General features: G+C 70.0%; 9 protein-coding genes. 6 read left to right on the top strand and 3 right to left on the bottom strand.

Annotated features, from left to right (window positions below):
• Positions 1-186: 186 nt before the first annotated feature.
• Entirely contained in the window at positions 187-1566 is a 1380-nt protein-coding gene (locus ACTWJ5_RS19910) for a substrate-binding domain-containing protein (RefSeq protein ID WP_444436376.1), read from the bottom strand.
• Positions 1567-1732: 166 nt separating this feature from the next.
• Between ACTWJ5_RS19910 and ACTWJ5_RS19905 the strand changes: the two genes are divergently transcribed.
• The gene (locus tag ACTWJ5_RS19905) at positions 1733-5329 is read left to right on the top strand and encodes an ATP-binding protein (RefSeq protein ID WP_444436375.1); all 3597 of its coding nucleotides are present in this window, start codon (positions 1733-1735) and stop codon (positions 5327-5329) included.
• Here ACTWJ5_RS19905 and xthA read toward each other — a convergent pair whose 3' ends face one another.
• Positions 5330-6142 (bottom strand): exodeoxyribonuclease III, encoded by an 813-nt coding sequence (xthA, locus tag ACTWJ5_RS19900; protein WP_444436374.1) that lies wholly within the window; start codon positions 6140-6142, stop codon positions 5330-5332.
• A gap of 149 nt (positions 6143-6291) precedes the next feature.
• On the opposite strand from xthA, the gene ACTWJ5_RS19895 reads away from it, so the two are divergent.
• From ACTWJ5_RS19895 to ACTWJ5_RS19875, 5 genes are all read left to right on the top strand, one after another.
• Entirely contained in the window at positions 6292-6939 is a 648-nt protein-coding gene (locus ACTWJ5_RS19895) for a GNAT family N-acetyltransferase (RefSeq protein ID WP_061561340.1), read from the top strand.
• A 115-nt stretch (positions 6940-7054) separates the two neighbouring features.
• Positions 7055-8752, top strand: a complete 1698-nt coding sequence (locus tag ACTWJ5_RS19890; RefSeq protein WP_249917024.1) for an autotransporter assembly complex protein TamA — start codon at positions 7055-7057, stop codon at positions 8750-8752.
• Positions 8749-12414, top strand: a complete 3666-nt coding sequence (locus ACTWJ5_RS19885; protein WP_444436373.1) for a translocation/assembly module TamB domain-containing protein — start codon at positions 8749-8751, stop codon at positions 12412-12414. Before ACTWJ5_RS19890 ends, ACTWJ5_RS19885 begins: the two co-directional genes overlap by 4 nt.
• 230 nt (positions 12415-12644) lie before the next feature.
• Complete coding sequence (mgtA, locus tag ACTWJ5_RS19880; protein WP_444436372.1) at positions 12645-15365, top strand: magnesium-translocating P-type ATPase; 2721 nt, start codon at positions 12645-12647, stop codon at positions 15363-15365.
• Between the two features lie 204 nt (positions 15366-15569).
• Positions 15570-16706 (top strand): IS481 family transposase, encoded by a 1137-nt coding sequence (locus tag ACTWJ5_RS19875; RefSeq protein WP_135499969.1) that lies wholly within the window; start codon positions 15570-15572, stop codon positions 16704-16706.
• Positions 16707-17110: 404 nt separating this feature from the next.
• Here ACTWJ5_RS19875 and ACTWJ5_RS19870 read toward each other — a convergent pair whose 3' ends face one another.
• Complete coding sequence (locus ACTWJ5_RS19870) at positions 17111-18121, bottom strand: alpha/beta hydrolase family protein (RefSeq protein WP_444436371.1); 1011 nt, start codon at positions 18119-18121, stop codon at positions 17111-17113.
• Positions 18122-18248 lie beyond the last annotated feature (127 nt).

Raw genomic sequence — 18248 nt, 5'->3', positions numbered from 1 at the left:
TGCTGTCGTTGTCGAAAGTGACTCCGACATGGCGGTCAGCGACCGTCAGAGGGGCCCGGCGTCACGGCGGGAAAAATAGCAGAGCAGGGTCGCGAGGCAAGCGGGGGAAAGTAACAAGTTCCTACGACCTATTCACTCCTACAGTAACAGCCTAGACCAGGGGCGAGCGCCTTGGGCTGTCCTGGATCAGTACACCCAGACCTCCACGCGGCGGTTCTTCACCCGGCCTTCCTGGTCGTCGTTGGCCGCCACCGGCAGGGCCGCGCCCATGCCCTCGATGCCGTGGAAGACCACGCCTTCCCTGGCCAGTTCGCGGCGCACCGCCATGGCCCGCAGCTTGGACAGCAGTTGGGCGCGGGTCGGGTCCTGGCGGGCGTCGCCGAAGCCGACCAGCACCGCCTTGCCGTCGAGCTTGTCGTGCTGGCGCAGGTAGGCCAGCAGGCGCTCGACGTCGCGCTGGGCCTTGTTGTCCAGGGTGGCGCTGCCCTCGTGGAAGCGGAAGTTCAGCGACAGCCGCCGGGCCTCGCGGGCCAGGGCCTTGTACTGCTCGGGCATGCCCTCGGCGGGCTGCACGCGCATGGCCTGCACGCGCTGGCCGACGAAGCCGCTGCCGCTGACCAGGGCCTGGCCGCGGTCACCCTGGGCGAACTGCACCAGGGCCTGGGCCCAGGGGTTGCGCTCGTTGGGCTTGATGTACAGGTACAGGCGGCGCGACAGCGGGTAGTCCTCGGTGGCGATGCTGCCGGGGGAGGGCAGCATCGCCCGCGACTCGCCGTCGGCGATGGCCAGGGCGCGCGCCTTGAGCACCGAGGCCAGGCCGACGAAGCCGATGCCCTGCGGGTCCGCGGCGACCTGGGCCGACAGCGCGTCGCTGGATTCGAAGCGCTGGGCGGAGGCGGCCAGGGCCTTGCCCTGGCTGGCCAGCACCAGTTCCTTGAAGGTATCGAAGGTGCCGGAGTTGTCGTCGCGGGCGTACAGGTGGATGGCGCCGCCGCGGCCGCCGAGATCTTCCCAGGTCTTCACCTCGCCGGCGAAGACCTGGGCCAGCTGGGCGGTGGTCAGCTCGCGCAGCGGGTTGTCCGGGTGCACGACGATGGCCAGGCCGTCGATGCCGATCACCTGTTCGGCCTTGGCGCCGCGCAGGTTGCCCGAGGCGGAAAGGGCCGCGGCCTCGGCGTCCTTGATCGGCCGCGAGGCGGCGGCGATCTCGGCGCTGCCGTCCTTCAGCGCGGCGAAGCCGGTGCTGCTGCCGTGGGCGGCGATCTCCACCACGACGTCGCGGCCCTGGGCGTCGCGGGCGCGGACCCGCGTTTCGTTCTGCGCCTGGCCGGGCTCGGCGAGGATGGCCTTGTAGCCCTGTTCCAGCAGCAGCCCCTTCACCAGTTCCGGCAGCAGGTGCGCGCCTATGGTGTTGGAGCCCTGGATGCGCAGCACCGGCTGGCCCTCCGGGGCGGCGGGCAGGGCGGCGAAGGCGTGCCAGGGCAGGGCGTAGCAGACGAAGGCGATGATCAGCCAGGCGAGGGTGACGGGCCAGGCGTCCTTGTCGTGGCGCGTGAAGTGCGGCATCGGTGATTCCAGGGCGGTTGCGGACGAGGCCGGGAGCATAGGCGGGCAAGGTTTCAGTGCGGTGACGCCGGGCCTTGCGGGCGCGCCGGGTGGGCGCCGCCGCTTTGGCTATAGTCATTCAGCAGCGGTCCGTCCGGGCTGCCGAGCCATTCCCGCAAGGAGCGCCATGTCCCCAGTACGCGGCCTCATCCTCTGCTCTGCCCTGCTGCTGGGCGCGGCGCCGGCCCTGGCCGTCGACCAGCCGCCGTTGCAACCGCTGACCCTCTCCGGCTACAGCGCGCACATGCCCAATAGCTGGCTGAGCCCCGCCGAGCGTGACTGGCTGGCGCAGCGCGGCCCGCTGCGCGTCGGCGTGGCGCAGGTCGACCGGCCGCCGCTGCAGATCGTCGGCGGCGGCCGCCTGGAGGGCGTCAGCGCCGACTACCTGGGGCTGCTGGCCGGCGGTTACCAGCGCGTCTACGCCTACCCCTCGCGGGAGGCGGCGCTCGAGGCGCTGCGCAAGGGCGAGATCGACATGGTCTGTGGCGGCACCGCCAGCGAGGCCGAGGCCCGCGGCCTGCTGCTCAGCCGCGCCTACCTGCAGGACCAGCCGGTGCTGGTCAGCGACGATGCCCGCCCGTTCGACGCCAGCCGCCCCGGCACCACCCTTGCGCTGGTGGCTGACTACCTGCGCCTGGCCCAGGTGCAGGCGGCCTATCCCAACAGCCGCGTCCTGCTCTTCGCCTCGCCGCTGCGGGCCCTGGAGGCGCTGAGCCTGGGCAACGTCGACGGCATGCTCGGCGATGCGCTGTCGGTGCACTACCTGATCAACATGAACTACCTGTTCAACCTGCGCATCGACAACTTCGCGCCGCTGGAGAGCGCCGGTTTCGGCTTCCTCATGCGGCCCGGCGAGGAGCGCCTGCTCGGCCTGGTGGACCGCGGCCTGGCGCGCATCGACGTGCAGCGCAACGAGGAGATCCTGCGCCGCTGGAGCGCCGGCGAGCGCCTGCGCCTGGGCGGCCAGCGGGTGGTGCTGACGCCGCGGGAAAACCGCTGGCTGGCCGAGCACCCGCGGGTGCCGGTGGTGGTCAACCGCCACAGCGGCTCGCTGGCCCAGGCCGACGCCGACGGGCGCGTCAGCGGCATCGCCCGCGATTACCTGGACCTGCTGGGCCAGCGCTCCGGCCTGCGCTTCGCCTATGCCGCGGTGGACGACTACGCCGACGTGTTCCGTGAGCTGCACGCCGGGCGCGCCTGGCTGACGCCGGTGGTGCCGCCGAGCAACGAGGGCCTGGCGCTGCTGCCGCCCTACCTGCGGGCCACCATGCTCCTGGTGATGCGCAAGGACGCGGCGGCCGTCCACGACCTCCACGACCTGGCCGGCAAGCGCGTGTCCATCGCCATCGACCCCTACCTCAACCGCGCGCTCATCGAGCGCTACCCGGACACCCGCCTGGAGTCGGCGGACAACCAGCGCCTGGCCCTGCGCGAGGTGGCCGAGCAGCGCAGCGCGGCGGCCGTCAGCACCCTGTTCAGCGCCCGCGCGCTGATCGCCGGCGAGTTCAAGGACAGCCTCAAGGTCGCCGGCATACTCGAAGACCTGAGCACCCCCTTCAGCATCGGCGTGCGCCCGGACCAGCCGGAGCTCTACTCCATCCTGGAGAAGGCCCAGCTGTCGGTGGACCCGGAGGAGGTGGCCGAGTTGGTGCGGCGCTGGGAACCGCGCCTGGCCTCCGGCGGCGGCGACTTCTGGGCCGAGCACCGCCAGGCGATCCTCAGCGGCGCCGCGCTGGCCGGCGCGCTGGTGCTACTGTCGCTGGTCTGGGGCTTCTACCTCAACCGCCAGGTGCTGCGCACGCGGCGCGCCGAGCGGCGCCTGGGCGCCCAGGTGGGGCTGCTCAACGAATTGATCGAGGCGCTGCCCAACCCGGTCTACCGCCTCGACCGCGAGGGCCACCTGGACCTCTGCAACCAGGCCATGCTGCGCATGTTCGATGCGCGCCTGGAGGACTGCCTGGGCAAGGCCATCGGCGAGCTGGGCTGGTTCCCCGAGGAGGAGGCCGAGCGCCTGATGCAGGTGCACCGCCAGCAGGTGACCGACGGCGAGATGCCGGCGCCGGGCGACTACGTGCTGCGCCTGCGCGACGGCGATCACTATGTCTACCACTGGGCGGTGGCCCAGCACGATGGCGACGGCGTGGTGCAGGGCGTGATCGGTGGCTGGGTCGACCTGACCGAGCGCCAGCAACTGATCAACCAGCTGGAGCGCGAGCGGCAGCGCGCGGACCAGGCCAGCGCCGCCAAGAGCCAGTTCCTCTCGACCATGAGCCACGAGATCCGCACGCCGATGAACGCTATCGTCGGCCTGCAGGAACTGGTGCTGGAAAAGGCCCGCGGCGGCGTGCTCGACCGCGAGGCCCTGGAGGTGGCGCAGGACGCCGCGCGGGCCCTGCTGATGCTGATCGGCAACGTGCTGGACCTGGCACGCATCGAATCCGGGCGCATCGACTCCACGCCGCAGCCGGCGCTGCTGCGCCGCGAGATCGAAGGCGCGGTGGCGCTGTTCGCCGGCCTGGCCACGCAGAAGGGCCTGGGCCTGGACCTGGAAACCGAGGGCGAGCTGGACCACTGGGTGCTGCTGGATGCGCTGCGCTTCAAGCAGGTGCTGTTCAACCTGCTGAACAACGCGGTGAAGTTCACCGAGCGCGGCGGCGTGCGCGTGCGGGCCAGCGCCCAGCGCCAGGGCGAGCGCCTGGAACTGCTGGTGGAGGTGATCGACAGCGGCATCGGCATTTCCGCCGAGGACCAGGCCCGGCTGTTCCAGCCCTTCGTCCAGGTGGAGCAGGGCGCCAGCCGCCAGGGCACCGGCCTTGGGCTGCACATCAGCCAGCGCCTGGTGCAGCTGATGGGCGGCGCCTTCGGCCTGCGCAGCGAGCCCGGCCAAGGTTCCTGCTTCAGCGTGCGCCTGCCGCTGGCGCTCACCGAGGCGCCGCCGGACGCCACGCAACCGGGCGCCAGCGCCAGCGCCACGGGCACGCTGCGGGTGCTGGCGGTGGACGACCACCCGGCCAACCGCATGGTGTTCCACCAGCAACTGGCGCACCTGGGCCACAGCGCCACCCTGGCGGCTGGCGGCGAGGAGGGCTGGCAGGCCTGGCTGGCCGGCGACTTCGATGCGGTCATCAGCGATTGCCGGATGCCCGGCGTCGACGGCTACGAGCTGAGCCGGCGCATCCGCGCCCACGAGCGGGAGCAAGGGCGGCGGCGCTGCCGGGTGATCGGCGCCACGGCCAACGCCCAGGAGGAAGAAGTGCAGCGCTGCCGCGACGCCGGCATGGACCAGGTGCTGTTCAAGCCGCTGACCCTCGACATGCTGGCCCAGGCGCTGGCCGGCGCGCAGCGCATGGCGCCGGCCGGGCTGGCCGAGCCGGCCGCCGAGGCGACCTTCGACCTGCGCGGCCTGTTCGGCCCGCAGCCGCTGGAGAGCGAGGCGGCGCGGGAGTTCGTGCGGACCCTGGCGCAGGCCAATGCCGGCGACATCGAGCAGCTGCACCAGGCCCGCAGCCGTGGCGACCGCAAGGCGCTGGGCGACCTGGCGCACCGCCTGGCCGGCGCTGCGGCGATCATCGGCGCCGCCGAGGCGGAAGGGCATTGCCGCGCCCTGCAGAGAATCTGCGAAGGCGACGGCGAGGGGTTGGAAGCGCGCCTGGGCCAGGCCGACGCGGCGCTAGCCGGACTGCAGCGCGCGCTGGCCGACTGGCTGGCGCGCGCCGCTGGCTGATCAGCTCAGCTTGAGCCAGATGGGCGCGTGGTCGGAGGGTTTTTCCATGCCGCGGATCTGGTAGTCGATGCCGGCGTCGGCCAGGCGCGGGCGCAGCGCCTCGGAGGCGAGGATGACGTCGATGCGCAGGCCGCGCTTGGGCTCGTCCTCGAAACCGCGGCTGCGGTAGTCGAACCAGCTGAAGCGGTCGTCCACCTGCGGGTGCAACTGGCGGAAGCTGTCCACCAGGCCCCAGGCCTTGAGCTTGCCCAGCCACTCGCGCTCCTCGGGGAGGAAGCTGCACTTGCCGGTGCGCAGCCAGCGCTTGCGGTTCTCCTCGCCGATGCCGATGTCGCAGTCTTCCGGCGAGATGTTGATGTCGCCCATGATCACCAGGCGCTGCTCGGGCTTGAACTGGCTTTCCAGCAACTGCTGCAGGTCGGCGTAGAAGCGCTCCTTGGCCGGGAACTTCACCGGGTGCTCGCGGCTCTCGCCCTGGGGGAAGTAGCCGTTCATCACGGTGATCGGCTGGCCGTCGGCATCGGCGAAGGTGCCCCAGATGAAGCGGCGCTGGGCGTCTTCGCCGTCGTTGGGGAAGCCGTAGCGGATTTCCAGCGGCGCCTGGCGCGAGAGCAGGGCCACGCCGTAGTGGCCCTTCTGGCCGTGGAAGTGCACCTGGTAGCCCAGGGCCTCGATCTCTTCGCGGGGGAACTGGTCGTCGGCGACCTTGGTTTCCTGCAGGCCGATGACGTCGGGCTGGTGCGTCTCGACGATCGCCTTGAGTTGGGCGGGGCGGGCACGCAAGCCATTGATATTGAAAGAGACGATTTTCATCCGCAGCGTCCTGGGCAAAGTGACGATGCTAGCCGCTGGCGCCGGCAGCGGCAAATGCCGCGACGGCCCGGCTGCGTTCGCTGGCGGTGCGGGCGCGGCGCTGCTAGGGTTCGGCTCTGGGCCCAAACACGATAACAAGAGGTGTCCGCATGCCTGAGACGCTCGCCGAAGTCCGCCTGCTGGGCGATTCCTACGCCCGGGAGATCCGCTCGCTGCTCTACCACGCCTACCGCCACGAGCCGACCTTCGCCTACCTGTTCGAAAGCGACCGCCCCGGCTTCGACCAGCGGGTGCGCGCCACCGTGCGCGAGCTGACCAACCGGCACCTGTCCGAAGACCTGCCGGTGCTCGGCCTGGTGATCGACGAGCGCCTGGTGGCGGTGGCGCTGATCGCCCCGCCGCAACGCCGCCTGGACATCACCGACAGCTGGGCCTGGCGCATGCGCATGCTGCTCACCACCGGCTTCCGCTGCACGCGGCGCTACCTGGCCTACCACGAGGCCGTGCTCGGCTGCCTGCCGCCGGGGCCCTACCACGTGCTGCCGCTGCTGGGCGTGCACCCGGAATTCCAGGGCCGCCACCTCGGCGAACAGCTGCTCGACGCCCTGCATGCCTGGTGTGTCGACGACGTGGATTCCCAGGGCCTGGTGCTGGACACCGGCAACGCCCGCTACCTGGATTTCTACCGCCGCCACGGCTACGAGGAGGTAGGCGAAGTGGCGCTGGGGCCGCTGCGCGAACACGTGCTGTTCCACCCCAATCCGCAGCCGGAAGCGCGCCTGGCCCGCGAGGGCTGATAGCCCCTCGCCATCGCGCAAAGCCGCGGCCCAGGGGCCGCGGCGCTGGATTGTCACGGCCATCGTGCTAGCATCTCGCGCCATGAGACTCCAAGGAACGATTCGGCTAGCGCTGATGGGCCTGCTGTGCTGGATCGGCGCGGCAGTGGCAGCGGAAAGCCAGCTCGACGTACGTATCGACCCCGCCAACTCTGCGCTCAAGGCCAATATCGAGGCCTATGTGGGCAGCGTGGAAGGGCGCGACGAAACCGCCCTGCGACGCCTGCGTCGCACGGTCCAGCAGCAGGCCGTGCAGGCCGCCCAGGCGCTGGGCTACTACCAGGCGCGCATCCGCGCGCGGGTGCGTGGCGACGCCAAGAACCCGCGCCTGCGCATCGACGTCTCGCCCGGCGAGCCGGTGAAGCTGCGCACGGTCGACATCCGCATCGAGGGGCCGGCGGCTAAGCTGAAGAGCTTCCGAGTGCCCGGCGGCGATACTTTGAAGCCCGGCGCGCAGCTCAACCACGGCACCTACGAGGACGCCAAGCGGCTGATCCAGAACCAGGCCTCGCGCTTCGGCTTCTTCCGCGGCCAGTTCACCCGCCAGCAACTGCGCGTCGACCCCGAGGCCGGGGTGGCCGACATCGAGCTGGTCTACGCCAGCGGCCCGCGCTTCGCCCTCGGCGCGGTCAGCTTCAGCGGCGACTACCCCTTCGACGAGGAACTGCTGCGGCGCATGGTGCCCTTCCGGCAGGGCGAGGCCTACGACTCCGAACTCATCGCCGACCTCAACCAGGCCCTGCAGTCCAGCGGCTACTTCGACGGCGTTCGCGTCGACGCCTCGCCGCTGCAGGCCAAGGGCGCGAGCATCCCGGTGGCGGTCCACCTCACCGCGCGCAAGCCGCGCTCGCTCGGCGTCGGCCTGGGCTTCTCCACCGACGTGGGGCCGCGCGCCAAGTTCAGCTGGACGCGCCACTGGGTCAACCCCCAGGGCCACAGCCTGGGCACCGAGGCCGAAGTCTCCGGGCCGCGGCAGAACGTCGGCGCCTGGTACGAGGTGCCGCTGGACCCGCCGCTGACCGACAAGCTGCGCTTCACCACCGGCTACCAGAACGAAGACCTGGTGGACACCGAGAGCAAGCAGTTCACCCTCGGCGGCGAATGGCTGCGCAAGCTGCCCAGCGGCTGGCAGCGCTCGTTCTCCCTGGGCTGGCTGCACGAGGAATACCTGTTGGGCGACGACTCGGGCAACAGCAGCTTCCTCATGCCCGGCTTCGGCTATTCCATCCTGCACGCCGACAACAAGGTCGACCCCCACCAGGGCTACCGCCTGCAACTGGAGACCAAGGTGGCCAAGGAGGGCCTGCTGGCCGACGCCGACCTGGCCCACGTCAGCGCCATGGCCAAGGGCCTGACCACCTTCGCCGGCGGCCACCGCCTGCTCGGCCGCGCCCAGGTCGGCTTCATCGCCACCAACGACTATTCGAGCATCCCGCCGTCGCTGCGCTTCTTCGCCGGCGGCGACCAGAGCGTGCGCGGCTACGACTACCAGACGCTGTCGCCGAAGAACTCCCAGGGCGACCGCATCGGCGGGCGCTACATGGTCGCCGGCAGCGTCGAATACCAGTACCCGCTGGCCGAAAAATGGCGCCTGGCGACCTTCATCGACCAGGGCAACTCCTTCAACTCGCTGGACTTCCCCTCGATCAAGACCGGCGTCGGCTTCGGCATCCGCTGGGTGTCGCCGGTGGGGCCGCTGCGCCTGGACCTGGCCGATGGCCTGGACGAGGGCGGTGGCTGGCGCATCCACTTCTCCATGGGGCCCGAGCTGTGAAGCGCCTGCTGAAATACCTGGTGGCCGCGCTGCTCGGCCTGATCCTGCTGCTGGCCGTGGCGCTGGCCGCCATCCTCGGCAGCGAGGCCGGCAGCCGCTGGGCCCTGGGCCTGGTGCCGGGCCTGCAGGTGCAGGGCTATGCCGGCCGGCTGGGCGGCGCCTGGCAGGCCGAGCGCCTGGCCTGGAGCGACGGCGCCACCGAGCTGGAGGTCGAGCGGCCGCAGTTCGCCTGGTCGCCCGCCTGCCTGCTGCAAGGCGCGCTGTGCATCGACCGCCTGATCGTCGAGCGCGTGCAGCTGCGCCTGGCGCCGGGGCCAGCGGAACCCAGCGAGGGGCCGATCCAGCTGCCGGCGTTGAAACTGCCGCTGGCTGTGCGCCTGGGCGAGGTGCGCCTGGGCAGCTTCCTGCTCGATGGCAACGAACAGGTCAGCAACGTCCAGGCCAGCGCCCACTGGGAAGCCGACGGCCTGCACATCGACGTGCTCAAGGCCGCCCGCGGTGACTTGGCCGTAGACCTGAGCGGCCTGCTCACCCCGCAGGGCAACTGGCCGTTGCAGGCCCAGGGCAGCCTGCGCCTGCCGGCGCCCGGCGAGCAGCCCTGGGCATTGAAGCTGCAGGCCAAGGGCGAACTGCTCGGCCACCTGCTGCTGGAAGCCGACAGCAGCGGCTACCTGCAAGGCCACCTGAGCGGCGACCTGCAACCCTTGGCGGAGAACCTGCCGGCCAGCGCGAAGATCAGCGCCGACGGCTTCCGCGGCGCGGCCGACCTGCCTGACACCCTGGTGCTGAACAAGGTGCAGCTGCAAGCGGCGGGCGACCTGGCCGCCGGCTACCGCATCAATGGTTCGGCCGTGCTGCCGGGGGAGGGCGGCGACGTCGCCCTGGCCTTGCAGGGGCGTGTCGACGCCAAGGGTGCGGACATCGCCGCGCTGAACCTCATCGCCGCGCCGGAACAGCGCCTGGGCCTGAGCGGCCGCCTCGACTGGCAGGACGGCTTCGCCGCCGACGCCAAGCTGGACTGGCTGGACTTCCCCTGGCTGCGCCTGTACCCCATGGAGCCGCCGCCGGTCTCCATGCACCGCCTGCAAGCCGACCTGCAATACCGCGACGAGGCCTACCTGGGCAACTTCGCCGCCGAACTCAGCGGCCCGGCCGGCGCCTTCCAGCTCAGCAGCCCGGTGTCCGGCAACCTCGCCGAGGTGCACCTGCCGTCGCTGCAACTGGTCGCCGGGCAGGGCAAGGCCGAGGGCAGCCTGGGCCTGAAGTTCGCCGACACCCTGGCCTGGGATGCGCAACTGAAGCTGAGCGACTTCGACCCGGCCTACTGGGTCGCCGAACTGCCGGGCAAGCTCGGCGGGCCGCTGAGCAGCCAGGGCAGTTTCAAGAACGGTGTGCTCGCCGTGCAGGCCAACCTCGACCTGCAAGGGCGCCTGCGCGGCCAGCCGGCGGTCTTCAAGACCATCGCCAACGGCGAGGGCCAGAACTGGAAGGTCGACGGCCTGGAACTGCGCCTGGGCGACAACCGCATCAGTGGCCAGGCCAGCCTCGACCAGCGCCTGGCCGGGCGCCTGGACATCGCCCTGGCGCGCCTGGGCCAGCTCTGGCCGCAATTGCAGGGCCAGCTGAACGGCCGCCTCGACCTGGCCGGCAGTCTCAATGCGCCCCAGGGCGAGCTGAGCCTCAAGGGCCAGCGCCTGGCCTTCCAGGACAACGGCGTGCGCAGCCTCGACCTCAGCGCCCGCCTCGACGCCGCCCAGCGCGGCCGCCTGGAGCTGCTGGCCGACGGCGTGCGCGCCGGCGACACGCGCCTGGGCCAGTTCAAGGCCAGCGGCCAGGGCGACCTGCAACGCCAGCAGCTCGACCTGTCCCTGCAAGGTCGCCCGCTGGTGCTGGCGCTGGGCTTCGACGGCAGCTGGAACGGCCGCGACTGGCGCGGCCGCCTGGCCAAGGGCGAAATCCACAGCGGCGGCCAGGACTGGCGCCTGCAACAGCCGGCGCGCCTGGAGCGCCTGGCCGACGGCCGCCTGAACCTGGGCGCGCACTGCTGGGCCTCCGGCCCGGCCAGCCTCTGCGGCGGCGAGCAGCGCCTGCTGCCGGAGCCGCAGCTGCGCTGGCAACTGCGCGACTTCCCGCTGGACAGCCTGGCGCGCTGGCTGCCCGAGGACTTCGCCTGGCAGGGCAAGCTCAACGGCGACGTCAAGCTCGACCTGCCGGCCCGCGGCCCCAACGGCAACATCCTGCTGGACGCCGGCGCCGGCACCCTGCGCCTGAAAGAGCAGGACCAGTGGCTCGACTTCCCCTACCAGAGCCTGCGCCTGGAAAGCCGCCTGACGCCCACCCGCATCGACAGCAGCCTGCAGTTCCACGGCAACAAGCTCGGCACCCTGGAGGCCCAGGCGGTGCTCGACCCGCGGCCGAAGAACAAGCCGCTGAGCGGCAGCTTCACCCTCGCCGGGCTGGACCTGGCGGTGGCGCGGCCCTTCGTGCCCATGGTCGAGACGCTCAAGGGCCGCCTGGACGGCAACGGGCGCATTTCCGGCGGCCTCATGCAGCCGCGCCTGGACGGTGAACTGCGGCTCTCCGGCGGCGAGCTGTCCGGCGGCGACCTGCCGACGCGCCTGGCCAACCTGCAGGTGCTGGCGCGCATCGCCGGCGAGCGCGTCGACCTCAGCGGCACCTGGAGCGGCGGCGACAAGGGCAACGGCAGCCTGGGCGGCTACCTGGCCTGGAGCCAGGGCCTGGACATGGACCTGGCGGTGCGCGGCACGGACCTGCCGGTGAGCGTCGAGCCCTACGCCAACCTCGAAGTCACCCCGGACCTGGCGCTGCGCATGGCCGACCAGAAGCTCAGCGTTTCCGGCAAGGTGCAGGTGCCGCGCGGGGCCATCGTCATCCGCCAGCTGCCGCCCTCGACGGTGAAGCTCTCCGACGACACCCTGATCGTCGGCGCGCCGCCCAGGGAGCAGGGCGGCCCCCACCTGGCCATGGACGTGGACGTGCTTGTCGGCCAGGACAAGCTGACCTTCAGCGGCTTCGGCCTGAGCGCCGAGCTGGCCGGCCAGGTGCACATCGGCGACGACATGGACACCCGCGGCGAGCTGAGCCTGAACAAGGGCCGCTACCGGGCCTACGGGCAGAAACTCAGCATCCGCCGCGCGCGCCTGCTGTTCGCCGGCCCCATCGACCAGCCGTACCTGGACATCGAGGCGATCCGCAAGGTCGACGACGTGATCGCCGGCCTGCGCCTGACCGGCAATGCCGAGCAGCCGCGCAGCGAAGTGTTCTCGGAACCGGCGATGAGCCAGGAGCAGGCGCTGTCCTACCTGGTCATGGGCCGCCCGCTGTCCACCGGCGAGGACAGCAACATGCTCGGCGAGGCCGCCCTGGCCCTGGGCCTGGCCGGCAGCGCGCCGATCACCGGCGAGGTGGCCAAGCAGCTGGGCATCAAGGACTTCGAACTGGGCACCGAAGGCACCGGTACCAGCACCAGCGTGGTCGCCAGCGGCCAGCTCTCCGAGCGCCTGAGCCTGCGCTACGGCGTGGGCGTGTTCGAACCGGCCAACACCATCGCCCTGCGCTACCTGCTGAGCAAGAAGGTCTACCTGGAGGCCGCCAGCGGTTTGGCCAGCTCGCTGGATATTTTCTACAAGCGCGACTTTTAAAGAGCCTGTAGAGCCTGTTCACGATCTCGCGAGCTAGAGCAGAACAAGGCGAAAGCAGGCGAGGGGGCGCAGTTTAGTCCGCTAAATGAGCATCACTCGCCTGCTTTCAACGCAGTTATGCCGACGCGCAGCAGATCGTGAGCAGGCTCTCCCGTCTTCATGGCGTCTTAAGGAACCCCTTGCAGACTCCCGCTGCCGCTGGTCAGGGCGGCAGTGATCGGGGAGTCGTCATGCGTTTCGAACAGATCAGGACCCACCTGCTGGAGTTCCTCAACAAGGGCCTGCCCGCCCGGCAGCTGCGCCGGCTGGTGCTGCTCGACCTGCTGCGCGGCTCGGCGGCCGGGCGCCAGGCGCCGGCGCAACTGGCCCAGGGCATGCTGGAATGGTCGGTGCTGGAGCCGCAGGCGCTGTTCGAGCGCCTGGGCAGCCGCCGCGAGGGCCTGAGCGAGGCCGAGGCCGCCGAGCGCCGCGACAGCGTCGGGCTCAACGAGGTCGACCAGGAGCGCCCGATGCCCTGGTGGCGGCACCTGTGGCTGTGCTACTGCAACCCCTTCAACCTGCTGCTCAGCGTGCTGGCGCTGGTCTCCATGTTCACCGGCGACAGCGCGGCGGCGGTGGTGATCGGCGCCATGGTGGGCATTTCCACGCTGCTGCGCTTCGTCCAGGAGAAACGCTCCAACGACGCCGCCGAGCAGCTCAAGGCCATGGTCAGCAACACCGCCACCGTGTTCCGCTACCCCGAGGGCGGGCAGGGCGCGGCGCAGCGCCTGGAGGTGCCGATCCGCCAGCTGGTGCCCGGCGAGGTGCTGTGGCTGTCGGCCGGCGACATGGTGCCGGCGGACGTTCGCCTGTTCAGCGCCAAGGACCTGTTCGTCAGCCAGGCGGCGCTCACCGGCGAGTCGCTGCCGGTGGAGAAGTTCGCCCAGGTCCGCGACGCCCGCCAGGGCAACCCGCTGGAGCGCGACAGCCTGTGCTTCATGGGCACCACCGTGGTCAGCGGCTCGGCCCGCGCGGTGGTAGTCGGCACCGGCGCGCAGACCTACTTCGGCTCCCTGGCCGAACGGGTGATCGCCAGCGACCACACGCCCACCGCCTTCCAGGCCGGGGTCAACAAGGTCAGCTGGCTGCTGATCCGCTTCATGCTGGTGATGGCGCCCATCGTCCTGCTGCTCAACGGCTTCACCAAGGGCGATTGGCTGCAGGCGGCGCTGTTCGCGCTGTCCATCGCCGTGGGCCTGACCCCGGAAATGCTGCCGATGATCGTCACCTCGACCCTGGCCAAGGGCGCGGTGGCGCTGAGCCGGCGCAAGGTCATCGTCAAGCGCCTGGACGCCATCCAGAACTTCGGTGCCATGGACATCCTCTGCACCGACAAGACCGGCACCCTGACCCAGGACCGCATCGTCCTGGAACGCCACACCGACGCCTTCGGCGAGGTGGAGGACCGGGTGCTGCAGCTGGCCTTCCTCAACAGCCACTACCAGACCGGGCTGAAGAACCTGCTGGACGTGGCCGTGCTCGAGCACGTGGAACTGCGCCAGGCGCTGCGGGTGGATAGCCGCTACCGCAAGGTCGACGAAATCCCCTTCGACTTCGCCCGCCGGCGCATGTCGGTGGTGGTCAGCGAACGCGACGATCACCACCTGCTGATCTGCAAGGGCGCCCTGGAGGAAGTGCTGGCGGTGTGCGCCTCGGTGCGCGAGCAGGAGCGTGTCGAACCGCTGACCGGCGAACGCCTGGCGTGCATCCGCGCGGTGGCCGAGGCGCTCAACCAGGACGGCCTGCGGGTGGTCGCGGTGGCCACCCGCGAACTGCCGACCAACCGCGACACCTACGGCCTGGCCGACGAGCAGGGGCTGTGCCTGGACGGCTACATCGCCTTCCTCGACCCGCCCAAGGAAACCACCGCCCCGGCCCTGCGCACCCTGGCCGCCAACGGCGTGGCGGTGAAGGTGCTGACCGGCGACAACGAGCGGGTGACGCTGAAGGTCTGCCGCGACGTCGGCCTGCAGGTCGACGGCGTGCTGCTGGGCCCGCAGCTGGACGATATCGACGACGCCGAGCTGGGCGAACTGGCCGAGCGCACCACGCTGTTCGCCAAGCTGACGCCGACGCACAAGGAACGCCTGGTCCGCGTGCTGCGCGAGCGCGGCCACGTGGTGGGCTTCCTCGGCGACGGCATCAACGACGCCCCGGCGCTGCGCAGCGCGGACATCGGCATCTCGGTGGACTCGGCGGTGGACATCGCCAAGGAAGCGGCCGACCTGATCCTCCTGGAAAAGAGCCTGATGGTGCTGGAGGAGGGCGTGGTGGAAGGGCGGCGCACCTTCGCCAACATGCTCAAATACATCCGCATGACCGCCAGCTCCAACTTCGGCAACGTGTTCAGCGTGCTGGTGGCCAGCGCCTTCATCCCGTTCCTGCCGATGCTGCCGATGCAGCTGCTGGTGCAGAACCTGCTGTACGACATCTCGCAGATCGCCATCCCCTTCGACGGCGTGGACGCCGAACAGCTGAGCCGCCCGCAGCAATGGAACCCCGACGGCCTGGGGCGCTTCATGGTGTTCTTCGGGCCGCTGAGTTCGATCTTCGACATCACCACCTTCCTGGTGCTGTGGCACGTATTCGGCGCCAACGCCCCGGCCCACCAGACGCTGTTCCAGTCCGGCTGGTTCGTCGAGGGGCTGCTCTCGCAGCTGCTGGTGGTGCACATGATCCGCACCCGGCGCATCCCCTTCCTGCAGAGCCGCGCCTCCTGGCCGCTGCTGGCGATGACCGCGGGCATCGGCGCGCTGGCGATCTTCCTGCCCATGGGACCGCTGGCGCGCTACTTCCACATGCAGCCGCTGCCGCCGGGCTACTGGCCGTGGCTGGTGGCGATCCTGCTGGGCTACATGGGGCTGACCCAGGCGGTGAAGGGGTGGTTCGCGCGGCGGTATGGGTGGTCGTAGGGCTTGAGAGAATCGCGGACGGAGTCCGCTCCTACGGTGCCAGGAAGCACGGCTTTTCGTAGGATGGCGTTGAGCGAAGCGATACCCATCACCACGGCAGCATGGGTATCGCAAGTGTTCTGCCGGGAGACATGGGTAACAGGTGTCGGGAGACATAGGTAACGCATTTAGGATCACGGAATTGCCGTATCGGGAGATCGAGCGATGCCGTGGAAGGAGTGCACACCTGTGTCCAGTCGATATGAGTTCGTTCTCCTGGCAGAACAGCCTGATGCCAACGTGCGGGAGCTGTGCCGGCGCTTCGAGATCAGTCCGAAAACAGCCTACAAGTGGCTTCGACGCTACCAAGAGCAAGGCGAACCGGGATTGCTGGATAAGTCCCGGCGTCCCTTGAGTTGCCCCCGCCGTAGCAGCGAGGACCTGGAGCACGCTGTCCTGGCCTTGCATGAGGCCTATCCCGCCTGGGGCGGCCGCAAACTGCGCAGCCTGATGTCGGGTGACGAGTCTGCACGTCCGCATCACAGCACGCTCGATGCGATTCTGCGCCGGCATGGCCGGCCGTTGCGTTATGGGGCCGACGCCGGCCCTGCCGCGACATCGCGCTTCGAGCACGAGGCGCCAAACGACCTCTGGCAGATGGACTTCAAGGGGCACTTTGCGCTGTTCGGCCAGCGCCAGCATTGCCATCCATTGACGCTGCTCGATGACCACTCACGCTTTGCCCTGTGCCTGGCGGCCTGTGCTGACGAGCGGCGTGAAACGGTCCGCCAACAACTGATCAGGGTATTCCGGCGCTATGGCCTGCCCCGGCGCATTACCAGCGACAACGGCCCACCCTGGGGCTCAACCCGTCGCGGCGGCCTCTCGGCTCTGGAAGTCTGGTTGATGCGCTTGGGCATCAAGGTCGGACACAGCCGGCCTCACCATCCGCAGACCCAAGGCAAGCTCGAACGCTTCCATCAGACGCTCAAGCGCGAGCTGCTGCACGACGCGCACTTCCGCACCCTGGAGCAATGCCAGGCGGGTATGGACCGCTGGCTGGAACAGTACAATCAGCAACGTCCGCATCAGGCGCTGGGCCAGAAGCCGCCCTTGACGCGTTACCGGAGCAGCCCCAGGCCATACCCGGAAAAGTTGCTGGAAGTGGAGTACGAGCCCGGAGAGCGGGTGCTGACGGTACATACCAAGGGCCAGATTCGCCTCGATGGCCGAATGGTATTCGTCAGCGAAGGTCTGGCGGGTGAGCGAGTCGCCATCCGCCCCGCCAAGGAGGATGGCGTACTCGACATCATTTTCATCAACAAAACGGTCCGGCAGGTCGACCTCAGGCAGCCGGAGTGACCATGGGAAACCGTTACCCATGTGTCCCGACAGGCGTTACCTATGTGTCCCGGCAGAACACAAGCTCAACCCATCCTACGAAGAGCACCTCGGCGCAAGACAGTTGCTCCTACAGGAAGCACGGGCGTAGGAGCGGACCTTGTCCGCGATGGCCGGATGTTCCGGCGCGGTTCGTGGATGAGATCCGCTCCTACGCTGCCCCACCCGCGCCATTCCCATGTAGGAGCGCGCCCTGCGCGCGATTCGCGGGCAGAGCCCGCTCCTACAGTTCCAGGAAAGCCCCGTAGGATGGGCTGAGCGAAGCGATACCCATCACCACACTAAGCCACATCAAGCCCCTCCGACAGAACACCCTTCGCGAGCAAGCTCGCTCCTACAAACCACACCACCCCCCGCGACAAACCTCAGCGCAACATCGCCTGCACTTGCTCAGGCTCCAGCGCCTCGTCGAAGAAGCGCTGTGCATCACCAATCAGGTGGCGATGAATGGCCACCCGGTCCACCCCTTCGGCGTCCTTGCACAGGCCCGGGGTGGCGGCGGTTTCCTCTTCGTTGCAGGGGGCCATGAAGACGAAGTGGCCGGCGCCCAGCAGCACGTGGAAGTCGGCGCTGCGCGGCAGCTTGCGGGCCAGGGCGGCGGCGTTGCGCGTCCAGTCCAGCACCTTGTCGGCGTCGCCGCTGTAGATCAGCACCGGGACGTTCACGTCGGCCAGTTCGCGGCTGCCGAACATCAGCCCCAGCGGCGCCAGCAGCATCACCGCGCCCACCCGCGGGTCGGCCATGGGCGCCAGGTCGTTGCGGTCGGCCAGCAGTTCGCCGCCGGCGCTGCAGGCGTCGCGGTCGTCCGGGCGTTGCGTGCAGTAGCGGCGCAGGCGCTCCAGGCGTGGCTGGGCGCCGGCTAGGATCAGCGCCGTCTCGCCGCCGGCGGAGTAGCCGATCACGCCGATGCGCCGGGGATCGAGCAGCGGCGCCAGGCGCTCGTCGGCCAGGGCGGCGCTGATGGCTTCGGAAACCTGCAGCGGGCGGCCGTAGAGGTTGCTCAGGGCGCCCAGGCGGCTCTGGTCGTGGAGGTTGTCGCCGGGGTGCAGCAGGGTGACCACCACGAAGCCGCGCCGGGCCAGGGCCAGCACCAGGTCGCGCAGGGCCAGCGGAGTGCCGCCGTTGCCGTGGGAGATGACCAGCAGCGGATGGCGCCCGGCCACCGCCGGGGCTTCCTCGGCCAGCGGCAGGGTGAACAGGCCGAGGGTGGTGGGGGCGGTTGGCGCCCGCGTCGGGTAGAAGGCGATGGCGCGCATCGGCTGGTGGTCCAGCGGGTCGTCGAGGGTCAGGCGATGGAAGCCGACGTTCAGCGTTTCGGCGCCGGCCGCCAGTGAGAAGATCAGTAGCACAACGCAACAGACGAATCGCCCCAACATGGTGCTCTCCACCCCCAACGCAGCCTCTGGAACGGGCGTTGCCGGGCGCCTGGGCGCGGCCGGCCGCCGCGGTGCGGACATCCTTGCAGGGTACGCGCCAATTTCGCAGGCGTGCGGGGCGGCGGAT

Source organism: Pseudomonas sp. A6 (genome assembly GCF_052367875.1).
GTDB classification, from domain to species: domain Bacteria; phylum Pseudomonadota; class Gammaproteobacteria; order Pseudomonadales; family Pseudomonadaceae; genus Pseudomonas; species Pseudomonas citronellolis.
Note: the sequence above shows the minus strand (reverse complement) of the source record. Positions and strands in the feature narration are given on the sequence as shown.

Coding starts and splice junctions, on each gene's coding strand:
- ACTWJ5_RS19910 (WP_444436376.1), bottom strand. CDS start 1,566: ATGCCGCACTTCACGCGCCACGACAAGGACGCCTGGCCCGTCACCCTC.
- ACTWJ5_RS19905 (WP_444436375.1), top strand. CDS start 1,733: ATGTCCCCAGTACGCGGCCTCATCCTCTGCTCTGCCCTGCTGCTGGGC.
- xthA (WP_444436374.1), bottom strand. CDS start 6,142: ATGAAAATCGTCTCTTTCAATATCAATGGCTTGCGTGCCCGCCCCGCC.
- ACTWJ5_RS19895 (WP_061561340.1), top strand. CDS start 6,292: ATGCCTGAGACGCTCGCCGAAGTCCGCCTGCTGGGCGATTCCTACGCC.
- ACTWJ5_RS19890 (WP_249917024.1), top strand. CDS start 7,055: ATGGGCCTGCTGTGCTGGATCGGCGCGGCAGTGGCAGCGGAAAGCCAG.
- mgtA (WP_444436372.1), top strand. CDS start 12,645: ATGCGTTTCGAACAGATCAGGACCCACCTGCTGGAGTTCCTCAACAAG.
- ACTWJ5_RS19875 (WP_135499969.1), top strand. CDS start 15,570: ATGCCGTGGAAGGAGTGCACACCTGTGTCCAGTCGATATGAGTTCGTT.
- ACTWJ5_RS19870 (WP_444436371.1), bottom strand. CDS start 18,121: ATGTTGGGGCGATTCGTCTGTTGCGTTGTGCTACTGATCTTCTCACTG.